Below are 22,522 nucleotides of genomic sequence, written 5' to 3' on the forward strand. Positions count from 1 at the left end.
TTGCGTAATGTTCAAATCCCTGCGCAAAGCCCCCACCATTCAGCGTTGTTCGATTGGCACGAACTTGCGCTGTTCGACGCCGACGTACTCGGCGCTCGGGCGGATGATGCGGTTGTTGGCACGTTGTTCGAACACATGCGCCGCCCAGCCGGTCAGGCGCGAGCAGACGAATATCGGGGTGAACAACTTGGTCGGAATGCCCATGAAGTGATACGTCGACGCATGGTAGAAGTCGGCGTTCGGGAACAGTTTCTTCTGCTCCCACATGGTCTTGTCGATGGCTTCGGAGACCGGGAACAGCACCGTGTCGCCCACTTCGTCAGCGAGTTTTTTCGACCACGCCTTGATCACCTCGTTGCGCGGATCGTTGTCCTTATAGATCGCGTGACCGAAGCCCATGATCTTGTCCTTGCGCTCGAGCATGCCGAGGGTGCCCTTGATTGCTTCCTCCGGGGAACTGAAGCGCTCGATCATTTCCATCGCCGCTTCGTTGGCGCCGCCGTGCAGCGGACCGCGCAGGGTACCGATGGCTGCGGTGACGCAGGAGAACAGGTCGGACAAGGTCGAGGCGCACACTCGCGCGGCGAAGGTCGAGGCGTTGAACTCGTGCTCCGCATAGAGGATCAGCGAAACGTTCATCACCTTGACGTGCAACTCGCTCGGCTTCTTGTCGTGCAGCAAGTGCAGGAAGTGACCGCCAATGGTTTGTTCGTCGCTCACGCAGCTGATGCGCTTGCCGTCGTGGCTGAAGCGATACCAGTAGCACATGATCGCCGGGAACGCGGCCAGCAGGCGGTCGGTCTTGTCGTGCTGCTCGGAGAAGTCGTTCTCCGGTTCGATGTTGCCCAGGAACGAGCAACCGGTGCGCATCACGTCCATCGGGTGGGCGTCGGCGGGGATGCGTTCGAGCACTTCTTTCAAGGCTTGCGGCAGGTCGCGCAGCTTGCCCAGTTTGCTGATGTAGGCGGCGAGTTGCGCTGTGGTCGGCAGCTCGCCGTACAGCAGCAGGTAGGCCACTTCTTCGAATTGGGCGTCAGCCGCCAGTTCGCGAACGTCGTAGCCACGATAGGTCAGGCCTGCGCCCGACTGGCCCACGGTGGACAGTGCGGTTTGCCCGGCAACCTGGCCACGGAGCCCGGCGCCACTGAGTACTTTTGCTTCGGCCATTGCTGTCTCCAGTTTTTCTTGAATTTGTCAGGGAAACTTGTAGGAGCGAAGCTTGCTCGCGAAGACAGACTGACATTCAACATTTATGTCGTCTGAGACACCGCTTTCGCGAGCAAGCTTCGCTCCTACAGGGCTTTCGTTACTTCTTCGCAGCAAACAACGCGTCGAGCTTCTGCTCGAAGGTGTGGTAGTCGATGCGATCGTAAAGCTCCATGCGCGTCTGCATGGTGTCGATCACGTTCTGTTGCGTGCCGTCGCGGCGGATCGCGGTGTAGACGTTTTCCGCCGCCTTGTTCATCGCGCGAAAGGCCGACAGCGGGTACAGCACCAGCGACACATCGGCGGCGGCCAGTTGCTCGGTGGTGTACAGCGGCGTCGCGCCGAATTCGGTGATGTTGGCCAGGATCGGCGCTTTCACGCGGCTGGCGAACAGCTTGTACATGTCCAGTTCAGTGATGGCTTCCGGGAAGATCATGTCGGCGCCGGCCTCGATGCACGCCGCGGCGCGATCCAGGGCCGATTCCAGTCCTTCCACTGCCAGGGCGTCGGTGCGAGCCATGATCACGAAGCTGTCGTCGGTACGGGCATCGACCGCGGCCTTGATGCGATCGACCATTTCCTGCAGGGACACGATCTCTTTATTAGGACGGTGACCGCAGCGCTTGGCGCCGACCTGGTCTTCGATGTGAATCGCCGCCGCGCCGAACTTGATCATCGACTTGACGGTGCGCGCGACGTTGAACGCCGAGGAACCGAAACCGGTGTCTACGTCCACCAGCAGCGGCAGGTCGCAGACGTCGGTGATGCGACGCACATCGGTCAGCACGTCATCGAGCCCGGTAATGCCCAGGTCCGGCACGCCGAGGGAGCCGGCAGCCACCCCGCCACCGGACAGATAGATAGCCTTGAAACCGGCGCGCTTGGCCAGCAGCGCGTGATTGGCGTTGATCGCGCCGACCACTTGCAGCGGATGCTCGTTGGCGACCGCATCGCGGAAACGCTGGCCTGGAGTGCTCTTGTTGGAACTCATGACTCACCTCGTTCAGTGGCTGTCGGGTTAACGCCGTCCTGGTAGTGACGGGCGATATTGCGTTTGGAGGCGCCGATGTGGCGGCGCATCAACAACTCGGCCAGCTCACCGTCACGGTCGGCAATGGCGTCGAGAATCCGGTGGTGCTCGGCAAAGGCCTGGCGTGGCCGATTGGGCGTGGTGGAAAACTGGATGCGATACATGCGCACCAGTTGATAGAGCTCGCCGCAAAGCATCTGCGTAAGGGTGCGGTTGCCGCTGCCCTGGATGATTCGGTAATGGAAGTCGAAATCGCCTTCCTGCTGGTAGTAGCCGACACCGGCCTGAAACGCCGCATCGCGCTCGTGGGTTTCGAGAACCCGGCGCAGTTCGTCGATTTCTTCAAGGGTCATGCGTTCGGCTGCCAGACGGCAGGCCATGCCTTCGAGGGACTCGCGGATTTCGTAGAGTTCCAGCAGCTCGGCGTGGTTGAGCGACACCACCCGCGCGCCGACGTGCGGTATGCGCACCAACAGGCGCTGGCCTTCCAGGCGGTGGATCGCCTCACGCAACGGGCCGCGACTGATGCCGTAGGTGCGCGCCAGTTCCGGCTCGGAGATCTTGCTGCCCGGAGCGATTTCGCCTTTGACGATGGCCGCCTGAATGCGTCGGAAGACATTCTCGGAAAGGGTTTCCGAATCGTCCTGCGCAATGACCGGCGGATCGAGTTGATCCAGCATATTGTCGACACCTTGATAACCAATGCCGCAAAAACTAACGAATACAGGCCGTATAGTCAAAGGATAATTAGGTATTGTCGACAATCGTCTAATAACCGTCTGCTTTCCATCAACGCAGCCGTTCGGTTTACAGCCACCCGCCAGCGCTGGCGCCATAAAACCACCGTGCTAGAATGCCGGCCGCATTTGTTTGTGACATCTGCACGGCTTGTCATAGTTGATAGGCATACGAGGGAGCTTGCGCAGCGATGCCAGGGCCTTGAATTGAAGTATGGACCGCCGCGCACCAGGATTTATGAGACTCAAGCCCTTCCCCGCATTCCTCTTTATGCTTTGCCTGCCCGGTTATGCCGCGGCGGGGGAAAAAACCGTGTACGGCCTCAACGAGTACGCCTCGCTGGACGGCATCAACCTGGAAGTCGCCGCCAAACTCGACACTGGAGCGAAAACCGCCTCCCTGAGTGCCCGCGACATCAAACGTTTCAAACGCAATGGCGAGTCCTGGGTGCGCTTCTACCTGGCCATCGACGCCGCCCATTCGCACCCGATCGAACGGCCGCTGGCCCGGGTCAGCAAGATCAAGCGCAGGGCCGGTGACTACGATCCGGAAGCCGGCAAGAAGTACACCGCCCGTCCGGTGATTGAGCTCGATATCTGCATGGGTTCGGCTTTACGCAGCATCGAAGTGAACTTGACCGACCGAAGCGCCTTCCAATACCCGCTCTTGATCGGCTCCGAAGCCCTGAAACGCTTCGATGCGCTGGTCGACCCCAGTCTTAAATACGCTGCTGGCAAACCCGCCTGCGCCACCGACGCACATACCGCAGAGTAATTCCAATGCGCTCTCTTACCCTCCATCTGAAACTGCTGATCGCCATCCTGGTGGTGCTGGGCATTTCAGTTACGGCCTATCAGATCTTTGTGCTCGGGATTCCCGTGACCGAAGACGCCACCGACGACTTGTGGAACATCGACGCCAAGGTCGAGTTCGTCGCCAGCACCAAGGACCCGGTCAAGATCCAGATGTTCGTGCCGCCACTGAGCCGCGATTACGTCAGCCTCAACGAGAGTTTCATCTCCAATAACTACGGCGTGGCGGTGAACCGGGTTGACGGTAACCGCAAGGTCACCTGGTCGGCGCGTCGGGCCAAGGGCAACCAGACCCTCTATTACCGCCTGGTGCTGACCAAGCGTTACAGCGGCGAAAAACTGAAGATCAAGGGCCCGACCTTCCGTGACAGCATTGCCGTGGAAGGCCCGGAAAAAATCGCCGCCGAAGCCCTGCTTGCGCCGATCCGCCAGCACTCGGCCGACGTCGAGACCTTCATCGGCGAAGCCATCAAGCGCGTCAATAACGTCAACGATGACAATGTGAAGCTGCTGCTGGGCGGCGATCCGTCCACCGCGAACAAAGCCAAAATCGTCGAGCTGGTCCTGTCCATCGCCCACGTGCCGGTGGAAAAGGTCCACACCATTCGTCTGGTAGCCGACCAACCGCAACTACCTGAACTCTGGCTGCGCAGTTTCAACGGCACCGACTGGCTGTACTTCAACCCGGAAACCGGCGAACAGGGCCTGCCGACCGACCGCCTGCTGTGGTGGACCGGTGACGAAAACCTGATCACCGTCGATGGCGGCAAGAAGGCCACTGTGACCTTCAGCATGAACAACAGCGAAATGAACGCCATTCGCCTGGCCAAGCTGACCGACGAAAACACCGACGCCAACTTCCTCGAATACTCGTTGTACGGTCTGCCGCTGCAAACCCAGCAGACCTTCATGATCATGGTCATGATCCCGATCGGCGTACTGGTGATCCTGATCCTGCGTAACCTGATCGGCATCCAGACCCTGGGCACCTTCACCCCGGTGTTGATCGCCCTGGCCTTCCGCGAAACCCAGCTCGGCTTCGGCATCGTGCTGTTTACCATCATCACCGCATTGGGCCTGTCGCTGCGTTCCTACCTTGAACACCTGAAGCTGCAAATGCTGCCGAGGCTTTCGGTAGTGCTGACCTTCGTGGTGGTGCTGATCGCGACGATCAGCCTGCTCAGCCATAAACTCGGCCTCGAACGCGGGTTGTCGGTTGCGCTGTTCCCGATGGTGATTCTGACCATGACTATCGAACGCCTGTCGATCACCTGGGAAGAACGCGGCGGCGGCCACGCCATGAAGGTGGCGATCGGTACGTTGTTCGCCGCGGCCCTGGCGCACCTGATCATGAGCGTTCCGGAGCTGGTGTACTTCGTGTTCACCTTCCCGGCGATCCTGTTGATCCTGGTGGGCTTCATGCTGGCGATGGGACGTTATCGCGGCTACCGCCTGACCGAACTGGTGCGCTTCAAGGCCTTCCTGAAGAAGGCTGACGCCTGATGTTCGGCCTCTGGAAGACCTGGAAGGCCCTGGAAGCCCGGGGCATCATGGGGATCAATCGGCGCAACGCGGACTACGTGCTCAAGTACAACAAGCGCAGCCTGTACCCGATCGTCGATGACAAGATCATCACCAAGGAGCGCGCCATCGCCGCCGGCATCCATGTGCCGGAACTGTATGGCGTGATCTCTACCGAGAAGGAAATCGACAACCTCGACGAGATCATCGGCGGGCGCAACGACTTCGTGGTGAAACCGGCCCAGGGCGCGGGCGGTGATGGGATCCTGGTGATCGCCGACCGCTTCGAGGGGCGCTACCGCACGGTGTCCGGCAAGATCATCAGCCACGAGGAAATCGAGCACCAGATTTCCAGTATCCTGACCGGCCTTTATTCGCTGGGCGGTCATCGCGACCGGGCCCTGATCGAATACCGCGTGACCCCGGACCAGATCTTCAAGAGCATCAGCTACGAAGGCGTGCCGGACATCCGCATCATTGTGCTGATGGGTTACCCGGTCATGGCCATGCTGCGCTTGCCGACCCGTCAGTCCGGCGGCAAGGCCAACCTGCACCAGGGCGCCATCGGCGTCGGCGTCGACCTCGCCACTGGCCTGACCTTGCGTGGCACCTGGCTGAACAACATCATCACCAAACACCCGGACACCACCAACGCGGTGGACGGCGTGCAACTGCCCTATTGGGACGGTTTCATGAAACTCGCCGCCGGCTGTTATGAGTTGTGCGGGCTGGGCTACATCGGGGTCGACATGGTGCTGGACCAGGAAAAAGGCCCGCTGATTCTTGAGCTCAACGCCCGCCCCGGGTTGAACATTCAGATTGCCAATGATTGCGGCCTGACGTTGCGTACCCATGCCGTTGAAGCGCGGCTGGAAGCATTGAAGGCTCGCGGGATCAGCGAAACGGTTGAGGAACGGGTGGAGTTTGTCCAGGAGATGTTTGGGCATATTCCAGCGGTTGAGGGCTGATCCGGGACCGAGTCGCCCCTTTCGCTGGCAAGCCAGCTCCTACAGGATGGCGCTGAACCTTGTAGGAGCTGGCTTGCCAGCGAAGACGGCCTCACTGCCAACACACACCAACCCTGCCGCCAATCTGCCAATCCCCGACTTCCCCTCTAGGAGCAATTCCCAGAGGAGACTACAATCGCCACCCCCGCCTCGATGGCTGATCCGCCCTGCCCATGTTGACCTGTTCCGTACACCCGCTCCCCTATCGCGCCAATCCCGCAGACTACTTCGCGGCGATTCGGCATGCCCCCGGTGCCGTACTGCTCGACAGTGGCCGACCGACTGCCGATCGCGGTCGTTATGACCTGCTCAGCGCCTGGCCGCTGGAACAACTGGCCGTATTGCCTGACGAAAGTGGTAGCGATTTCCTGCAACGCCTGCGCGATAACCTGACACGGCTGGGTGAAGCCGCGCTGCCGTTTGACTTGCCTTTCGCTGGCGGATTGATCGGCTACCTGAGCTATGACTTCGGCCGCCACCTGGAGCACCTGCCGAGCCTGGCGCAGGACGACCTGCAATTGCCTGATGCGCGTTTCGGGCTCTATGACTGGGCACTGATCAGCGATCACCAACTGAAGACCAGTCAGCTGGTGTTTCACCCGACGCTGATCGACAGCGAGCGGCAACGTCTGATCGCCTTGTTCAGCCAGCCCGGGATCGACCCGATCGAGCCTTTCACACTGAAAGCACCGATGAATGCCGACTTGAGTGCTGATGAGTATCGTCACGCACTGGAGCGCATTCAGCACTATATCCAGGCCGGTGACTGCTATCAGGTCAACTTCGCCCAGCGTTTCCGTGCGCAGTGCCAGGGCGATCCGTGGGCCGCCTATTGCGCCTTGCGCGCGGCGTGTCCGACGCCGTTTTCCGGCTTCCAGAGCCTGCCCGAGGGCGGCGCGGTGCTGAGCCTGTCGCCGGAGCGTTTCGTCAAAGTCAGCGAGCGCCATGTGGAAACCCGCCCGATCAAGGGCACCCGCCCTCGCGGCCTGACCGCTGGCGAAGATGCGGCGAACGCCGCCGAACTGTTGGCCAGCCCCAAGGACCGCGCGGAAAACCTGATGATCGTCGACTTGCTGCGCAACGACCTCGGCCGCACTTGCCGCATCGGCTCGGTGCGGGTGCCGGAGTTGTTCAGTCTGGAAAGCTACCCGAACGTGCATCACCTGGTGAGCAGCGTGACCGGGGAACTGGCGGATGACCGGGACGCCCTGGACCTGATCGCCGGCAGCTTCCCGGGTGGATCGATTACCGGCGCGCCGAAGATTCGCGCGATGCAGATCATCGACGAGCTGGAACCGACGCGTCGTGGGTTGTATTGCGGATCCTTGCTTTACCTGGACGTGCGCGGCGAGATGGACAGCTCCATCGCCATTCGCAGTCTGCTGGTGAAGGATGGGCAGGTCTGTTGCTGGGGAGGCGGCGGGATCGTCGCCGATTCCGAGTGGCAGGCCGAGTATCAGGAATCGATTACCAAGGTGAAGGTGTTGCTCGATACCCTGCAAAATCTTTAAGAGCTTCGCCGGCAAGCCGGCTCCTACAGGTTTTGTGTCAAGCCACAATTATGCGGTCAACACATAACCTGTAGGAGCCGGCTTGCCGGCGAAGGCGCCCTCGAAATCGACTACAGACTCAGGGCCCGATTCGAGGCCTTGATGAACTCCTGCTTCAGCTCTTCAAAGCTGTGCACCGCCGGGAACTGTGGAAACTCGCGAATCACATTGTCTGGCGCATGGAACAGAATCCCTGCATCCGCCTCGCCCAGCATCGTGGTGTCGTTGTAGGAATCCCCTGCCGCAATCACCCGATAGTAGAGGCTCTTGAAGGCCAATACCGACTGGCGCTTGGGATCGCGCTGACGCAACTGATAGCTCGTCACCCGACCGGAGTCATCCGTTATCAGGCGGTGGCAAAGCAAGGTCGGGAAGCCCAGCTGACGCATCAGCGGCTGGGAGAATTCGTAGAAGGTGTCCGACAGAATCACCACCTGAAACCGCTCACGCAGCCAGTCGACGAACTCGACGGCACCGTCCAGCGGCTTGAGCGTGGCGATCACTTCCTGGATGTCGGACAGCTTCAGGCCGTGCTCGTCGAGAATCCGCAGGCGCTGTTTCATCAGCACGTCGTAGTCGGGGATGTCCCGGGTGGTGGCCTTGAGGGATTCGATCCCGGTTTTTTCGGCAAAGGCGATCCAGATTTCCGGGACCAGCACACCTTCAAGATCCAGACAGGCAATTTCCACGAGACACTCCCATTTGTATTGATTATTGAGTCGAGCGAGCAAAAGGACTGCCGAACTCTAGCGACTCGGGCGGGCCTGCGCAACGCAGAGGGCGCGCCAGTCGCTGCAGGATTTTGTTACCATCAGTCCCATATAGAGCGCCCAGCGCCACCGACCTGTAGGAAGCCGCCCTGATGAGCCCATCGTTCGATGTCGTGGAACTCGCCACGACCTATGCCAACAAATCCGCCCAGGACATCCTGAAACTCGCGTTCGCCGAGTTCGGCGATGACCTGTGGATATCTTTCAGCGGCGCCGAAGACGTGGTGCTGGTAGACATGGCCTGGAAGCTGAACAAAAACGTCAAGGTATTCAGCCTCGACACCGGCCGCCTGCACCCCGAGACCTATCGGTTCATCGATCAGGTGCGCGAGCACTACCAGATCGAGATCGAGCTGGTGTCACCGGACTACACGAAACTTGAACCCTTCGTGAAGGAAAAAGGCCTGTTCAGTTTCTATAAGGACGGCCATGGCGAATGCTGCGGTATCCGCAAGATCGAGCCGCTGCGTCGCAAGTTGTCCAGCGTGACGGCCTGGGCCACCGGCCAGCGTCGAGACCAGAGCCCGGGCACCCGCAGCGCCGTCGCCGTGCTGGAAATCGACACCGCGTTTTCGACGCCGGAACGCACCCTGTACAAATTCAACCCGCTGGCACAGATGACCAGTGAAGAGATCTGGGGTTACATCCGCATGCTCGAGCTGCCATACAACAGCCTGCATGAACGCGGCTTCATCAGCATTGGCTGCGAACCTTGCACCCGTCCGGTGCTGCCAAACCAGCACGAGCGTGAAGGTCGCTGGTGGTGGGAAGAGGCAACGCAGAAAGAATGCGGGTTGCATGCGGGGAATATCATCAGCAAGTCCTGACCTCGAATCCTGCGAGATCCCTGTGGGAGCGGGCTTGCCCGCGATGAACCTGAGAGCGCAGCGGGGTGTCAGGCTTGCCGCGTTATCGTTGACGACCATCGCGAGCAAGCTCGCTCCCACAGGTTCTGTGATGAGCCTGAAAAGTGTGTACACACGAATGTCACCATAGGTGCCATTTGTGTGTGTGTGCACTTTTCGTTTCTGCGCCCCAAAAAGTTACATCCTCCTTGCCTGACTTTCCCAGCCGACCTTTCTCCCAAACCCCGCCAATAAATAAATACCTGCTCGATCGGTCAATTTATATCTCTATATTTTCAGCCATTTAGCCAACCAAGATAACAAAACGAAATTAGCACCGTGATTGATAGCTCGGCAACTGGCATAGATCTGGCTTTAGTGCATACATGTTTTGTATACAATAATATCAAAACATAAACACACTTTAGATCCGCAAGCCTGAAGCGCCCTATCCCGTACAGGCTGCAGCCGCACTACGCCGACGTCAGCGGCGAATCCATCGCGGTCGACAACGTCAGTCATTAATCCCGTGACGGCCCGGCGATGCCGGGCCGCAGAACCATCCGCCATAAGGACTTTCCATGCGCATTCTCGTGGTCAACGTCAACACCACCGAGTCCATCACCCAGGCTATCGCACGTTCGGCGCAGTCCGTGGCCGCGCCAGGCACCGAAATCATTGGCCTGACACCCTACTTCGGCGCCGATTCCATCGAAGGCAACTTCGAAAGCTACCTGGCTGCCATCGCCGTGATGGATCGGGTGCTGGCCTACGACCAACCCTTTGACGCGGTGATCCAGGCCGGTTACGGCGAGCACGGTCGCGAAGGGTTACAGGAGTTGCTCAACGTGCCGGTGGTGGATATCACCGATGCGGCCGCCAGTACCGCAATGTTTCTGGGCCATGCCTACTCGGTGGTCACGACGCTGGACCGCACCGTGCCGCTGATCGAGGATCGTCTCAAACTGTCGGGACTCTGGGACCGCTGTGCGTCAGTGCGCGCCAGTGGCTTGGCCGTGCTGGAGCTGGAGTCCGATCCAGAGCGCGCGCTGGAGGCCATTGTCCGTCAGGCGGAATTGGCGGTGCTTGAGGACAAGGCCGAGGTGATTTGCCTGGGATGCGGCGGCATGGCCGGGCTGGACGAGCAGATTCGTCAGCGTACGGGGGTGCCGGTGGTGGATGGTGTGACGGCGGCGGTGACCATTGCCGAGTCGTTGGTGCGGCTGGGGCTGTCGACGTCGAAGGTGCGGACTTATGCGACGCCGCGGCCGAAGAAAATTGTGGGTTGGCCGGGGCGGTTTGGCAGGTAGACCGCGTTATCGTTCATCGCGGGCAAGCCCGCTCCCACAGGTTTTGTGTCGTTCACATAACCGCCATACGATAGAAAACCTTGTGGGAGCGGGCTTGCCCGCGAAGGCAGCACCTCGGTCCCAAGCCAGCCTCCCACAGGGTTTTATGTTGTTCACATAACCGTCATACAACACAAAACCCTGTGGGAGCGGGCTTGCCCGCGAAGGCAGCACCTCGGTCCAATGCCAGGCTCAGAGCGCACTGAACCGCTGCCCCAACCCGCGCTCCGCAAACTGCTCAATAATGAAATCGACAAACGCCCGGGTCTTGCCCGGCAGCAGTTTGTGCTCAGCGTAATAGATAGAGATGTTGCCATCGTCGACATACCACTGCGGCAACACCCGCTGCAACGTCCCGGCCTCCAGATAACCCACGGCGAACGGCATGCTCACCAGCGCGATGCCCAGGCCCTGGACTGCAGTGGCGCAGGCAGCCTCGGAATCACTCATTGTCATCCGTGCCTTGAGCGTCAACGGACTGTGTTGTTGGGTGCGACTGGTCAACTGCCAGGAGCGCACGCGACCGGTTTGCGGCGATCGAATCAGGATCCCGTCATGATGTTGGAGATCATCGGGCTCGACGATAGCTCCATGTTGCGCCAGGTAGTCGACTGACGCCACCAACACCCGATGCGCCGGCGTCAGCTTGCGCGCCACTACGCCCTGAGGCAGTTCGAATCCCCCGCCAATGGCCGCGTCGAAGCCTTGGGCGATCAGGTCGACTTGCCGGTTATCGAAATGCCAGTCCGGGTTGATGGCCGGAAACCGTCGCAGAAACTCCCCGAGCAACGGCACGACGTACAAGCGTCCGAATACGGTGCCCATGCTGACCTTTAATGTGCCGGCCGGTCGTCCTTCGGCGCTGGCCAGATTGGCCACGGCATTCTGGATCGTGAGCAGGCTGGCGCTGACCTCGCCGAGAAAAAGATGACCGGCTTCGGTCAATGTCAGGCTTCGGGTGCTGCGCTGGAACAGACGCACACCCAATCGAGCCTCAAGCTTGGCCACGCTCTTGCCCACCGCCGCCGGGGTCAGGCTCAAGCGCCGCGCGGCCTCGGCAAAGCTGCCGACTTCGGCGCTGCGCACGAAGCATTCGATACTGCTGAAGGTTTCCATAAGCGTCACTATAAACTTCTGGTTTACACAGACTATCGCAATTACCCTCTACACAGCCTGTAATCCTGAATCGATACTAGGCTCCATCAACCGAGACACCTCGCCTCGGGACTTGGAGATCGATATGACTACTCAGAACCTCAGCGGCAAAGTGGCGTTGATTCAAGGCGGTTCCCGCGGTATCGGCGCAGCCATCGTCAAACGCCTGGCCGCTGAAGGCGCGACGGTCGCCTTCACCTATGTCAGCTCTACGGCCAAGGCCGAAGAATTGCAAAACAGCATCACCGCCAACGGTGGCAAAGCCTTGGCCATCAAGGCTGACAGTGCCGACGCCGAGGCCATTCGCAGCGCCGTCACCGCCACAGTCGAAGCCTTCGGCCGCCTGGATATCCTGGTCAATAACGCCGGCGTACTGGCTGTCGCACCGCTTGAGGACTTCACGCTCGAAGACTTCGACCAGACCCTGGCGATCAACGTGCGCAGCGTATTCATCGCTACCCAGGCCGCCGCCAGGCACATGACCGAAGGCGGGCGCATCATCAACATCGGCAGCACCAACGCCGAGCGCATGCCCTTCGCCGGCGGTGGACCCTACGCCATGAGCAAATCGGCGCTGGTCGGTCTGACCAAAGGTCTGGCTCGCGACCTCGGTCCACGGGGCATCACCATCAACAACGTGCAGCCAGGTCCGGTCGACACCGACATGAACCCGGCCAGCGGCGACTTCGCCGAGAGCCTGATTCCGTTGATGGCGGTGGGCCGTTACGGCCAAGTGGAAGAAATCGCCAGTTTCGTCGCCTACCTGGTGGGCCCCGAAGCCGGCTACATCACCGGCGCCAGCCTGACCATCGACGGTGGTTTCGGCGCCTGATACAGGTCAGTCAACCGCAATCCATTAATGTGGGAGCGAGCAGGTCGAATCGTCGCACCGTCGCTCCCACACTGTTTCCGGTGGTCAAGCCCAGTCGAGGTGGGGCAAACCACAGGCACTCGGATTGAACGCCTTCAGCGTACGAAGAATGCCATCGGCGTGTGCGTACTTTTCGTCGGCCATCGCCGCGTCCGGAATGGCAATCGCCGTCATCCCTGCCGCTTTCGCCGCCGTGACACCGAACGGCGAATCTTCGAACACCAGGCAGTCCCCGGGCAAGACACCCAGGCGTCGCGCAGCGGTGAGGAAAATATCCGGCGCCGGTTTGGCCGCGCCGACTTCTGGATCATCGGCAGTGACGATGAAGTCGAACAGCGCAAACCAGTCGCGGTGCAAAGTGGTTTTCTGGCCAAACGACTGACGCGAGGAACTGGTGCCCACCGCGATCGGAATGTTGTTGGCCTTCAGATGCCGAACCAGTTCCTGGGCGCCCGGCATGGCCAGCGCCGCTGGAAAACGCTCGCGCATCAGCGGTTCACGGATCTGCAGAAACTCTTCGGCCGTAATCGGCAGGTCCAGCGCCTCGACCACATACCGCGCCAGATCACCCGCGCCACGGCCGATGATGTTCTGTTTGACGCTCCAGTCGAAGGTCCGCCCATAACGCCCGACAATGAGGGAGGTGACTTCGGTGTAAATGCCTTCGGTGTCCAGCAGCAAGCCGTCCATATCGAAAATCACGGCCTTTATCGGGCCGAATTCATTCAGCGCTGCATTCATCGCATCTAATCCGTTTTTAATGACATCCCGGAGATTCAGGCAAAGCCCGATCCGTGATTGATTAAAGGTTTCAGCAGCATAACGAGCGGGGCCGTCATAGAGCAACGGCCACACGCCCGACGGATGCAAAAACCTGTGCTGGAGGATGACCGTGATTCAGCGATCACTCACCTCCCGAGCCTCCTGTACCACCGCCCGCGCTACCCTTATCTCCACCGGCACTGCCCGAACTGCCACCGCTGCCGCTGCCACTCATTCCCGAACTACCGGATTCTCCAGACCCACTTCCAGAACCGCATGCGTCAACTCGGCTCGTTGGAGCCGTCGTTACCGGCAATGTCCGGATCATCAGGCAGTGCTTCAACATCAGTGTCAGTGCGCCTCACATCATCGTTCGGCACTTGTTCCACTCCCGCGTCATCATCCGGCGGGCGCTGGTCGCGGGGAAGCGGGTCGGTAGGAGAAGGCAGCGGGTATTCAGGCGTGTCGTCGATGTCGGAATCTTTTGGGTCAGCGTTCATAAAACACCTCTCAGGGGGCCTGAAACCAGGTCCTGCAATTTCGATGACAGCACATAGGCCACGGTTCGATCAGGCGGACGATCGGTCAGCCGGTCCCGGAGCCGGATCATTGTTCGTCTTCGTCGTCCTCGTCTTCAAATTCGGTCTGGTCCACGTTACTGGCGTCGCCGGCGTCGTCGGCATCGTTGAGCGGCACCGTCGCGTCATCCATCAGGGAGCCTGGGTCTTCATTGCCGGGATCGTTGATGAACGGGAGCCCGCTCGGGCCTTTTTCTTCCGTACCTTCGGTTTCAGGCGTCATGGCAGTCCTCGCAACAATCAGGGAGTGTATGAAGTTCGAGGCGCCCGTCAGTCAATCGTTCCGCCCACAGGACCACAGATACGACAAACCCGGCACCAGGCCGGGTTTGCGCGTTGATTCCGGGTCGAATCAGTGATGCCTGTTCTTGTTCTTGTTCTTGTGCTTATTCTTGTGCTTATGGCCGTTGCCGGAATGGGAACTGCCGCTGTCGGTCCCCAGGTTATTACCCACCGCACCACCCGCCGCACCGCCCAGGCCTGCTCCGATGGTAGAGCCGGTCGAGCCACCGAGACTGTTACCAATCACCGAGCCGCCAGCCGAGCCCAAACCGCCGCCAATGGCAGCTGCGGTCCGACTGCCTTTCGGGGCACCTACCGCACTGCCTGCCGCGCCGCCGACGCCGGCACCAATCGCCGCCCCCGTGCTGCCGCCCATTTGCTGGCCGACCACGTTACCCAGCGCACCGCCAATACCACCACCTACTGCAGCCGTGCCGTCACCGGCAGCCATTGCACCTTGAGCGACCAAAAGTCCCAGAACTACTGTGGACAATGTCAAACGCATGATATGAACCTCTGATTCCGCTTCGGGGGAATAAAATACGCACTGCGGATCGGCGAGAGTCTAGCACCTGCGCCCGCTGAATCCGGTCAGCGATGAGCGTTGGACCGCTGTCGGCTCGAAGAATAAGGTCCCAGAAACATCCAGATACTAAAAGCCCGGCATCAAGCCGGGCTCAGAAGCGATCGCACAGGATCAGTGACGCTTGTGACCCTTGGCCAGGTTGCTGCCCACGCCGCCGCCCAATGCACCGCCCAGGCCCGCGCCGATGGTCGAACCGGTCTTGCCACCCAGGCTGTTGCCGATCACCGAACCGCCCGCCGCGCCGACACCGCCACCAATGGCGGCCTTGGTACGGCTGCCTTTGCGTGCGGCAACCGCACTGCCCGCTGCGCCGGCCACACCGGCACCAATCGCCGCACCGGTACTGCCGCCCATGTTCTGGCCGACCACATTACCCAGCGCGCCACCCAGGCCGCCACCCAGCGCGGCAGTGCCATCGCCGGCAGCCATTGCACCCTGAGCAACCAAAAGTCCCAGAACCAGAGCAGGCAGAGTCAAACGCATAACGAGAACCTCAAAAAAGGGGGAACCGAAAGGTCGGTCATTGAATACTTTTGAGGAGGCAACGACCCGGATAAACGGTCACAACCTCACTATTAGCGACGATTTGACAGCGTTTACGGGAAAGGTTTTATGACAGGCAAAAAAAAGCCCGCTGGGGAGACGGGCTGGAGTATTGCTTTCTAACGGATGAGCTGAGACTACGTCGATGGGTGTGAAAACTTTGTGAAAGATTTCGTGGGAAACATTTGTCGGCACCTATTTCTTCAACGCCTGAAAAACCCCGTTCGATGACGGGGTTGGCGGGTGCGTTACTTCCTGGACGTTGCCGCTACCTTGGGTAAAAATTTCGCCTTCGGTCCTGGGCGCGCCATGGATTTCATCTTGTCGTTCCGGGTCTGGTCTTCACCGAAGCCCGCCACATAATCGGTCTGCCCACATTGCACGCAGTTGTTGATCGGAAACTCTGCGCCGTCGTCTTCGATATACGGATCAGCCATATCTTCGCCCCTCTCAAAAACGGGATCGACACCGGCAAGCCCTTTTGCCTGAAAAATATCGATCGCCAAGGCGTTTCAGACTAGCCGGTCATTACTGGACTTGTAATTCAGATTGCCCCGTCCCCGACGAATGGCCTGCGCGAACTCACTTCAGCTTGACCGCCGTCCCGGTCACAAATACCACCACCATCGCGCCCTTCCCGGCCCGCATGCTGATCTCGTCATCCAGTCCCACCACCGCATCCGCCTGCAGCGCCCGAACTCAGGGCAACCTGGACAAATACTGAGCCAACGCTTCAAACGCCGGCAACGTCACTGGATCATTGGCCGAATTAGCGGCAACCGGATGGGATGCATAGCGAACAATCACCATCTCGGCTTTCGGGTCGACATATATACGCTGCCCATGCACTCCGCGCGCCATGAAGGCGCCGCCTTCCTTGTTCGTCACCCACCACATCGAGCGGTAGCTCCAGCCCTTGAGCAAGTCGTAACCGGCCTTGGCAAAGGCCTGCTTATCGCCGCCATGGCGGATCTCGTCCACCACCGCTTTGGGCACGATCTGCTGACCGTTGAACGCGCCATCGTTGCGCAACATCTCGCCAAACCGGGCCAGGTCGCGCAAGCCAGTGTTCAAGCCGCCGCCGGCAAACGGGGTGCCGATGGAGTCCACCGTGAAATAGGCATCCTGCTCCGCCCCCAGCCGACTCCAGATCCGCTCGGACAGCAACTGCGCGACGTTACGACCGGTCACTCGAGCGATGACCCAGCCCAATACGTCGCTGTTCACGGTTTTGTAGGCGAACGCGCTGCCATGCTCACCTTGCAGCTGCACCGTCTGTAAAAACTCGTAGTAGCTTCGCGGTCCCGTGTAGTCCTTCGGCTTGGGCAAAGGACTGCCGGCTTTGGCATGGGCCCAGACTTCGGCATTCGGGTCGGCATAATCCTCGCTGTATTTGAGCGCGGTGGTCATATCCAGAACCTGACGCACCGTGGCACTGCCAAACGCCGAGCTCGCCAGTTCGGGGATGTAATCGGCGACGTGCTTATCCGCGTCGATTCGCCCTTCAGCCACCAACATCGCCCCTAACGTGCCGACCACGGACTTGGTCACCGACATCGCAGCATGCTGGCCTTCAGGTTTCAGCACCCCAAAGTAACGTTCGTAGACAACCTTGCCGCGATGCATCACCACAATCCCGTCGGTGTAGGTGGCCGCAAGGGATTGATCCCACGTCATCGATGCCTTTGCGCCGAGCGGGACGAAGCCGAGGGCGTCGATGTCGTTGCGCAACGCGGATTGCAAGGGAACCGGGGCGCCAAGTCCTCGCGAGACATTGATGGTCGGCATGAGTTGGCGGAAGTTCGAAACACTCCAGCGCATCGCCGGGAACTGGTAATAGCTACCGTCCTCGAAGCGCACGGTGCGATCGGCGGGCGGTGGCGAGCCGATCATCCAACCTAATGTTGCCGGGTCGCTGGCGGCGGCGTCGGGGAAGGTTGTGGGGGTGGATGCGGTGGTGAGGGATGACAGGACGGCCGTCAATACGGCTGTGATGGACACTGCCAGACGGCGGGAGGAGATGCGGGGGTGAGACATGGTGTCGATTCCATTCGAGGGGTTCGGGCAGTTTAACAGGTGGACGCAGAGGCTGAAGATAGGTCTTGTGGAGGAGCCGCAGGCTGAACAGATGGGCGAGAGGCCAATACGATCTACAATCAGGAGCAACCGCACTTGTCCTTAAAATACAAAACGCCCGATGCGGTGCACCGGGCGTTGGGGTGATACAGGTGTAAACCTGTTTCAGGGCTAGACAGCAGTCGGTTAACCGATGCTCACGCCGTGGGATTCAGCCAGAGGCTTCAGGCCGCCGGCGAAACCTTGGCCGATTGCCTTGAATTTGAACTCTTCACCGCTGCGATACAGCTCGCCAAAAATCATGGCGGTCTCGGTAGAAGCATCCTCACTCAGGTCGTAGCGAGCCAGCTCTTTGCCGTCAGATTTGTTCACAACGCGAATATAGGCGTTGGCAACCTGACCGAAGCTCTGTTTACGCTCTACGGAATCGTGGATGGTCACAGCGAAGACGAGTTTCTTCACCGCAGCGGCCAAGCCATTCAACTTCACGGTGACTTGTTCGTCGTCGCCTTCGCCATCGCCCGATTGGTTATCACCCATGTGCTCGACCGAACCGTCGGCAGATTTCTTATTGTTGTAGAAGATGAAGCTTGCGTCATCGAGAACCTTGCCATTCTCGCCGACGATGAAAATTGAAGCGTCGAGATCGAACTTGGCGCCATCAGTAACGCGCGGGTCCCAGCCCAGTCCAACGATTACTTCGGTCAGGCCGGGGGCCTCTTTCGACAGCGAGACATTGCCGCCTTTAGTCAGACTTACAGCCATTTTCAGATTCCTTGTTCCGTGGGTTCGATCAAGCGTTCATGCCGGTGATCTCGCCAGCGACTCCAGGCCGCTAGCGAAACCTTTGTCCACCAGCACAGATTTAAAAGTTCATGCCAAACGAATTTGCAAGCGCCTTCAGGCCGCCAGCGAAGCCTTGGCCAACGGCGCGGAATTTCCACTCGCCGTTGTTGCGGTAAAGTTCGGCGAAGATCATTGCCGTTTCGGTCGAGGCATCTTCGGCCAGATCGTAGCGAACCACTTCAGCGCCGGTCACTTCGTTGGCGATGCGGATGAAAGAACCGCCCACCTGGCCGAAGTTCTGCTTGCGCCCCTCTGCATCGTGGATGGTAACGATGAATGCGATCTTGTCGACGTCAGCGGGTACGCGGCTCAAGTCGACCTTCAACACTTCGTCGTCACCATCGCCAGCACCAGTCCGGTTATCGCCGGTGTGCTCAACCGAGCCGTCGACGCTCTTCAACTGGTTGTAGAAAACGAAGTCAGCGTCACTGCGTACCTTTGCGTTTGCACCCAACAGGAAGGCGCTCGCATCCAGGTCAAACTCAACGCCATCAGTGGCGCGAGGATCCCAGCCCAGACCGATCAGAAGCTTGGTCAAGCTCGCATCGGTTTTCGTGAGAGACAGGTTGCCGCCTTTTTGAAGTGTCAGTGCCATGGGTAGAGCTCCTTGTGGTAAATGCTATTGCTCAGTTGCTTTCGGGCTGAGTGGCTTCTTTGTCAGGGAAGATCCAGCTCGCGACGATGCCGATAACCAGGACCACCATAACGATCATCAAACTGGTGTTCGCGTCAATGTTGTAGCCGTGGTGGAACATGTGGTCGGTCGCATTCAAGCCGAGCTTGACTGCGATGAAGAACAGCAGTGCGATGACCGCTTTCTCCAAGTGGACCAGGTAGCGTTTTGACGCTTCAAGGACGAAGTACATGGTCCGCAAGCCCAGGATTGCGAACAGCATGGCGGAATAGACGATCAGGGGTTCACGGCTCACCGCGATAATCGCTGGAACGGAGTCAAATGCGAAGAGGATGTCAGACACTTCAGCAACCACCAGGCAGAGGAATAGCGGCGTAGCGAAGATGGTGCCTTTTGCCGCCAGAGTCATGCCTTTGTTTTCTGGCTTCTTGAGCTCTACCTCCAGGGCCTTGCGAGTCACGAAGAAGTTATGGCCGTACAGCTTTGGCCACACTGGGAACAGCTTCTGTGCGAAGCGATAAGCCATGTGCTTGGAATAGTCTTCTTCCTCTTCGCCATCGCCTTTGGCGCGTAGCATCATGACTGCAGTCCACGCAACGATCAGCGCGAATACAATCTCAACCCAGGGTCCGAAGGCCAAGAGACCGGTGCCGATAGCAACGAAAATGCCGCGGAACACGATAGCGCCGATGATGCCCCAGTACAGAACGCGATGGCGCAGGCCATCCGGCACTTTGAACCAGGCGAAGATCGCCATGAATACGAACAGGTTGTCCACGCTCAGGACTTTCTCCAGGGCGTAACCGGTTACGAAGAGACTTGCGACTTGCGGACCATGCTGGATGTACAGGAAACCTGCAAACGCTAGCGAGATTGCGATCCAGAAGACCGACCATATCGAGGCTTTGGCCAGCGAAATTGGCTTGTCGCCACGATGAGTGACCATGTCGAGCAGAAGCGCGCCAACCGCGATTCCGACGAATACAGCCATGGTCAGCGGAGGGAATCCGATTTGAGTAGCTTCCACGGTACCGCTCCTTAGAGTTCGAAATCGGCTGGGTCGAGGCCCAGCTCAAGGCAGATCGAGCGACAGGCCGCTTTTTCCTGGTCGTCGAAGTTGCCATCCGATGCACCCACAGAACATACGACCCGGACCAACAGGCGAGCAGCGCCATCGTTGCCTTTGAGCTTGCCGACAACCTTCAGCGCTTCAGCCCGACCGATCTGCAGGTCGAACTCGAACTTCGTGCAGTGGTCGTTGAAGGAATTGATCACGTCCTTGAGTTCGAAGACTTTCAGTTCAGGCGAGTGGGTGATAAATCCAATCATCTTCGACTTCTCAGCCGCAGAGATGTCGTTATCCGCCGCCGCGACAATGGCGCAACCCGCGGTGGTGGCATCCATGAACTTTTGATTCTTGAATTTCGCGACCTCAGTGGACAGTGTGTCTCGAGCTTTCGCCGCGTTCGTTTTAAGCCATGCAAGCATTTGAGTTCCCCTCAAGAGGCAGGGTCAGAGGACCCTCCAAAATTCCTATTTCGAGCCGGCTTTCCAGCTCATGCCCCAACCGTAAGCTTTGTCCACCGCGGAATGCCCTCGGTGGAAGTCCACTCGCCGGGAGACCTTGACTGCACCGTTGACGTTTTCAAGCATGGCGATAGCGCACATGGCGTCACGCCCACCCTCCTCGTTGAGACGTACTTCAATGTCTGGCTGACCAGGAATGTAGATAGTCACCACCCCATCAGTCGCTTTCCAATCAGGCGCACCCTCGTAGATGAAGGCGAAGACCAGGATGCGACGCACCTCCCCCCACTTCGCCCCGTTGATGTGCAGCCACTCCCCTCCAGCAACAGAGCCTGTCCGGTCGTCGCCCATCAACTGGATGTAAGGTTCATGCTTCAAGCTGCCGAATGATTCGCCCAATGCTTGAACCGCGCCCTTGTGACCATCCTGGAGTTCGTAGAGACAGCCGACGTCGAGATCTATGGATTTGCTACGGCTGAAGAAACCGCCACCGCTGCCCTTGTTCCAGTCCAGGTTCACTTTTATTTCACCGAATCCGGCAGCCGTTTTCTCAAGGCTGATCGAGGGACGTGTCTTATCGAGGGTAACCTTGCTCAGGCTGACCGAAGACTTCGGTGCGGCTGGTGGGACCGGGACAGGCTGGGGAGCGGCTTTAGCGGGGGTCGGAGTCGGGGCAGCGACTTCGACACCAAAATGTTTGGCCAAGGGTTCCAGGCCTCCGGCAAAGCCTTGGGCCACGCAGCGGAACTTCCACTCGCCCTGTCGGCGATAGAACTCGCCAAGGATGAGTGCAGTTTCCTTCATGCCAGCTGTAGGAAGTTGAGCTTCAACCCCGCCTGACACCGTTACCGAGAGCTGCGAGACACGGTCGAAGCTGGCTTTGTTTTCGTAGATCGTCGCAGTCAACGCCACTTTCTCGACAGCCGCTTGCAGACGGCTCAAATCAAGGGTAAACACTGCGCGACCGGCTGACGACTCAGTCATCTGCACCGCGCCACCCAGCACACTGGTTTGCCCGTAGAAACACATATCGCCGTCGCCACGGACTTTGCCTGCTGAGCCCAGCACGAAGGCCGAGACATCGATGTCAGCGCCGGGAACCGGCGAGTAGTTGATGTCCACGCGAAGTTGGCCAGTGGCAACCGGTGCATTACCACCCGGTAGGAGAGTCGCCATCAGCGCACTGCCTGAACAGCCAGACTCACCAGATCATCTGCCGTGCGGCCGTTGGTCACCTTGCCGATTGCCTTGAACTCCCAGCCACCACTTTCGCGTGCCAGGCTCGCCATGACGATGCCGGTGTGACCGCCACGCTCAGACAGGTTGAAACGTGCCAGCTCCGACTTGTTGCCCGCGTTCACGATACGGCAGTAGGCGTTTTCCACTTTCTCGAATGTCTGCCCGGTGAAGCTGTTTACGGTGAACACCAGATACTTGACCGACGCAGGCAGGCGCTGCAGGTCAACGTGAATGGTTTCATCGTCACCATTACCGTCACCCGTGCGGTTGTCGCCCGAGTGCTTGATCGAACCATCCTGTGACTGCAGTTGGCGAAACCACACCAGATCAATGGATTTCAGGTCGCTGTCGAGGAGGATGCAAGAAGCGTCAAGGTCGATCGCGCCGCCGCTGCCCATCAGCTTGCCAAGGAAGCCGGTTTTCACCGGATCCCAGCCGAGGCCGAGGCTGATATTGGTCAGTCCACCGCCAGCGGTTTTTTCCAGCGAGATGGATTGGTTTTTGCTCAGGGTAAGTGCCATCTGTACGTTCCTTGTTGATCTTCAGTGTTCGCGAGGTGATCAGGTTTGACCGACATTCGCAGGTTGGTGAGAGC

25 protein-coding genes are annotated in these 22,522 nt (G+C 59.3%); 7 read left to right on the forward strand and 18 right to left on the reverse strand.

The features are described from left to right. Window positions 1-39: 39 nt before the first annotated feature. The 3 genes from prpC to ACA062_RS23540 form a co-directional block, all read right to left on the reverse strand. Window positions 40-1,167, reverse strand: a complete 1,128-nt coding sequence (gene prpC / locus ACA062_RS23530; RefSeq protein ID WP_497453241.1) for a bifunctional 2-methylcitrate synthase/citrate synthase — start codon at window positions 1,165-1,167, stop codon at window positions 40-42. A gap of 139 nt (window positions 1,168-1,306) precedes the next feature. Then, window positions 1,307-2,197, reverse strand: a complete 891-nt coding sequence (gene prpB / locus ACA062_RS23535; protein ID WP_218537331.1) for a methylisocitrate lyase — start codon at window positions 2,195-2,197, stop codon at window positions 1,307-1,309. Next, window positions 2,194-2,913 (reverse strand): GntR family transcriptional regulator, encoded by a 720-nt coding sequence (locus ACA062_RS23540; protein ID WP_178084770.1) that lies wholly within the window; start codon window positions 2,911-2,913, stop codon window positions 2,194-2,196. The genes prpB and ACA062_RS23540 overlap by 4 nt, the downstream gene beginning before the upstream one ends. A gap of 298 nt (window positions 2,914-3,211) precedes the next feature. On the opposite strand from ACA062_RS23540, the gene rloA reads away from it, so the two are divergent. The 4 genes from rloA to pabB all read left to right on the forward strand — a co-directional run bounded on the left by rloA (window position 3,212) and on the right by pabB (window position 7,825). After that, window positions 3,212-3,748 (forward strand): retropepsin-like aspartic peptidase RloA, encoded by a 537-nt coding sequence (gene rloA, locus ACA062_RS23545; protein ID WP_128870642.1) that lies wholly within the window; start codon window positions 3,212-3,214, stop codon window positions 3,746-3,748. A 5-nt stretch (window positions 3,749-3,753) separates the two neighbouring features. After that, window positions 3,754-5,289 (forward strand): osmotic stress tolerance membrane protein RloB, encoded by a 1,536-nt coding sequence (rloB, locus tag ACA062_RS23550; protein ID WP_497453242.1) that lies wholly within the window; start codon window positions 3,754-3,756, stop codon window positions 5,287-5,289. Beyond that, window positions 5,289-6,275, forward strand: a complete 987-nt coding sequence (locus tag ACA062_RS23555; RefSeq protein WP_497453243.1) for an alpha-L-glutamate ligase-like protein — start codon at window positions 5,289-5,291, stop codon at window positions 6,273-6,275. The genes rloB and ACA062_RS23555 overlap by 1 nt, the downstream gene beginning before the upstream one ends. A gap of 212 nt (window positions 6,276-6,487) precedes the next feature. Continuing rightward, the gene (gene pabB / locus ACA062_RS23560) at window positions 6,488-7,825 is read left to right on the forward strand and encodes an aminodeoxychorismate synthase component I (protein ID WP_497453244.1); all 1,338 of its coding nucleotides are present in this window, start codon (window positions 6,488-6,490) and stop codon (window positions 7,823-7,825) included. Window positions 7,826-7,935: 110 nt separating this feature from the next. Here pabB and thrH read toward each other — a convergent pair whose 3' ends face one another. Then, window positions 7,936-8,553, reverse strand: coding sequence for a bifunctional phosphoserine phosphatase/homoserine phosphotransferase ThrH (thrH, locus tag ACA062_RS23565; RefSeq protein WP_150783266.1), 618 nt, complete (start codon window positions 8,551-8,553; stop codon window positions 7,936-7,938). A gap of 173 nt (window positions 8,554-8,726) precedes the next feature. Between thrH and ACA062_RS23570 the strand changes: the two genes are divergently transcribed. Beyond that, complete coding sequence (locus tag ACA062_RS23570; RefSeq protein WP_497453245.1) at window positions 8,727-9,461, forward strand: phosphoadenylyl-sulfate reductase; 735 nt, start codon at window positions 8,727-8,729, stop codon at window positions 9,459-9,461. Window positions 9,462-10,060: 599 nt separating this feature from the next. Continuing rightward, on the forward strand, window positions 10,061-10,789 hold the full coding sequence (locus ACA062_RS23575; protein WP_150764348.1) for an aspartate/glutamate racemase family protein: 729 nt from the start codon (window positions 10,061-10,063) through the stop codon (window positions 10,787-10,789). Window positions 10,790-11,020: 231 nt separating this feature from the next. Here the strand turns inward: ACA062_RS23575 and ACA062_RS23580 are convergent, their stop codons facing one another. Further along, entirely contained in the window at window positions 11,021-11,944 is a 924-nt protein-coding gene (locus tag ACA062_RS23580; protein ID WP_497457481.1) for a LysR family transcriptional regulator, read from the reverse strand. A 124-nt stretch (window positions 11,945-12,068) separates the two neighbouring features. Here ACA062_RS23580 and ACA062_RS23585 point away from each other — a divergent pair, with 124 nt between their 5' ends. Next, complete coding sequence (locus tag ACA062_RS23585; RefSeq protein ID WP_497453246.1) at window positions 12,069-12,815, forward strand: 3-oxoacyl-ACP reductase family protein; 747 nt, start codon at window positions 12,069-12,071, stop codon at window positions 12,813-12,815. Between the two features lie 84 nt (window positions 12,816-12,899). Here the strand turns inward: ACA062_RS23585 and ACA062_RS23590 are convergent, their stop codons facing one another. The 13 genes from ACA062_RS23590 to ACA062_RS23650 form a co-directional block, all read right to left on the reverse strand. Beyond that, window positions 12,900-13,595: an HAD-IA family hydrolase gene (locus tag ACA062_RS23590; protein WP_497453247.1), complete on the reverse strand. Its 696-nt coding sequence runs from the start codon at window positions 13,593-13,595 to the stop codon at window positions 12,900-12,902. Window positions 13,596-13,897: 302 nt separating this feature from the next. Then, on the reverse strand, window positions 13,898-14,116 hold the full coding sequence (locus ACA062_RS23595) for a hypothetical protein (RefSeq protein ID WP_497453248.1): 219 nt from the start codon (window positions 14,114-14,116) through the stop codon (window positions 13,898-13,900). Window positions 14,117-14,222: 106 nt separating this feature from the next. Then, the gene (locus tag ACA062_RS23600) at window positions 14,223-14,417 is read right to left on the reverse strand and encodes a hypothetical protein (protein ID WP_497453249.1); all 195 of its coding nucleotides are present in this window, start codon (window positions 14,415-14,417) and stop codon (window positions 14,223-14,225) included. A gap of 129 nt (window positions 14,418-14,546) precedes the next feature. Continuing rightward, window positions 14,547-14,981 (reverse strand): glycine zipper domain-containing protein, encoded by a 435-nt coding sequence (locus tag ACA062_RS23605; RefSeq protein WP_497453250.1) that lies wholly within the window; start codon window positions 14,979-14,981, stop codon window positions 14,547-14,549. Between the two features lie 192 nt (window positions 14,982-15,173). Next, window positions 15,174-15,545 carry a bacteriocin gene (locus ACA062_RS23610; RefSeq protein WP_128873396.1) on the reverse strand — a complete coding sequence of 124 codons (372 nt, stop codon included), beginning with the start codon at window positions 15,543-15,545 and terminating at the stop codon, window positions 15,174-15,176. 308 nt (window positions 15,546-15,853) lie between these two features. Continuing rightward, on the reverse strand, window positions 15,854-16,042 hold the full coding sequence (locus tag ACA062_RS23615) for a hypothetical protein (RefSeq protein ID WP_497457482.1): 189 nt from the start codon (window positions 16,040-16,042) through the stop codon (window positions 15,854-15,856). Window positions 16,043-16,304: 262 nt separating this feature from the next. After that, on the reverse strand, window positions 16,305-17,642 hold the full coding sequence (locus ACA062_RS23620) for a serine hydrolase domain-containing protein (protein ID WP_497453251.1): 1,338 nt from the start codon (window positions 17,640-17,642) through the stop codon (window positions 16,305-16,307). A 225-nt stretch (window positions 17,643-17,867) separates the two neighbouring features. After that, complete coding sequence (locus ACA062_RS23625; protein ID WP_497453252.1) at window positions 17,868-18,446, reverse strand: TerD family protein; 579 nt, start codon at window positions 18,444-18,446, stop codon at window positions 17,868-17,870. A 100-nt stretch (window positions 18,447-18,546) separates the two neighbouring features. Beyond that, window positions 18,547-19,122 carry a TerD family protein gene (locus ACA062_RS23630; RefSeq protein ID WP_497453253.1) on the reverse strand — a complete coding sequence of 192 codons (576 nt, stop codon included), beginning with the start codon at window positions 19,120-19,122 and terminating at the stop codon, window positions 18,547-18,549. Window positions 19,123-19,153: 31 nt separating this feature from the next. Further along, on the reverse strand, window positions 19,154-20,188 hold the full coding sequence (locus tag ACA062_RS23635) for a TerC/Alx family metal homeostasis membrane protein (protein WP_497453254.1): 1,035 nt from the start codon (window positions 20,186-20,188) through the stop codon (window positions 19,154-19,156). An 11-nt stretch (window positions 20,189-20,199) separates the two neighbouring features. Next, complete coding sequence (locus ACA062_RS23640) at window positions 20,200-20,649, reverse strand: tellurite resistance TerB family protein (RefSeq protein ID WP_497453255.1); 450 nt, start codon at window positions 20,647-20,649, stop codon at window positions 20,200-20,202. A gap of 45 nt (window positions 20,650-20,694) precedes the next feature. Further along, a complete protein-coding gene (locus ACA062_RS23645; RefSeq protein ID WP_497453256.1) occupies window positions 20,695-21,864 on the reverse strand; it encodes a TerD family protein in 1,170 nt (389 codons plus the stop codon). Further along, window positions 21,864-22,448, reverse strand: a complete 585-nt coding sequence (locus tag ACA062_RS23650; RefSeq protein WP_497453257.1) for a TerD family protein — start codon at window positions 22,446-22,448, stop codon at window positions 21,864-21,866. Before ACA062_RS23650 ends, ACA062_RS23645 begins: the two co-directional genes overlap by 1 nt. Between the last annotated feature and the right edge of the window lie 74 nt (window positions 22,449-22,522).

Source organism: Pseudomonas sp. LBUM1679, assembly GCF_059695565.1.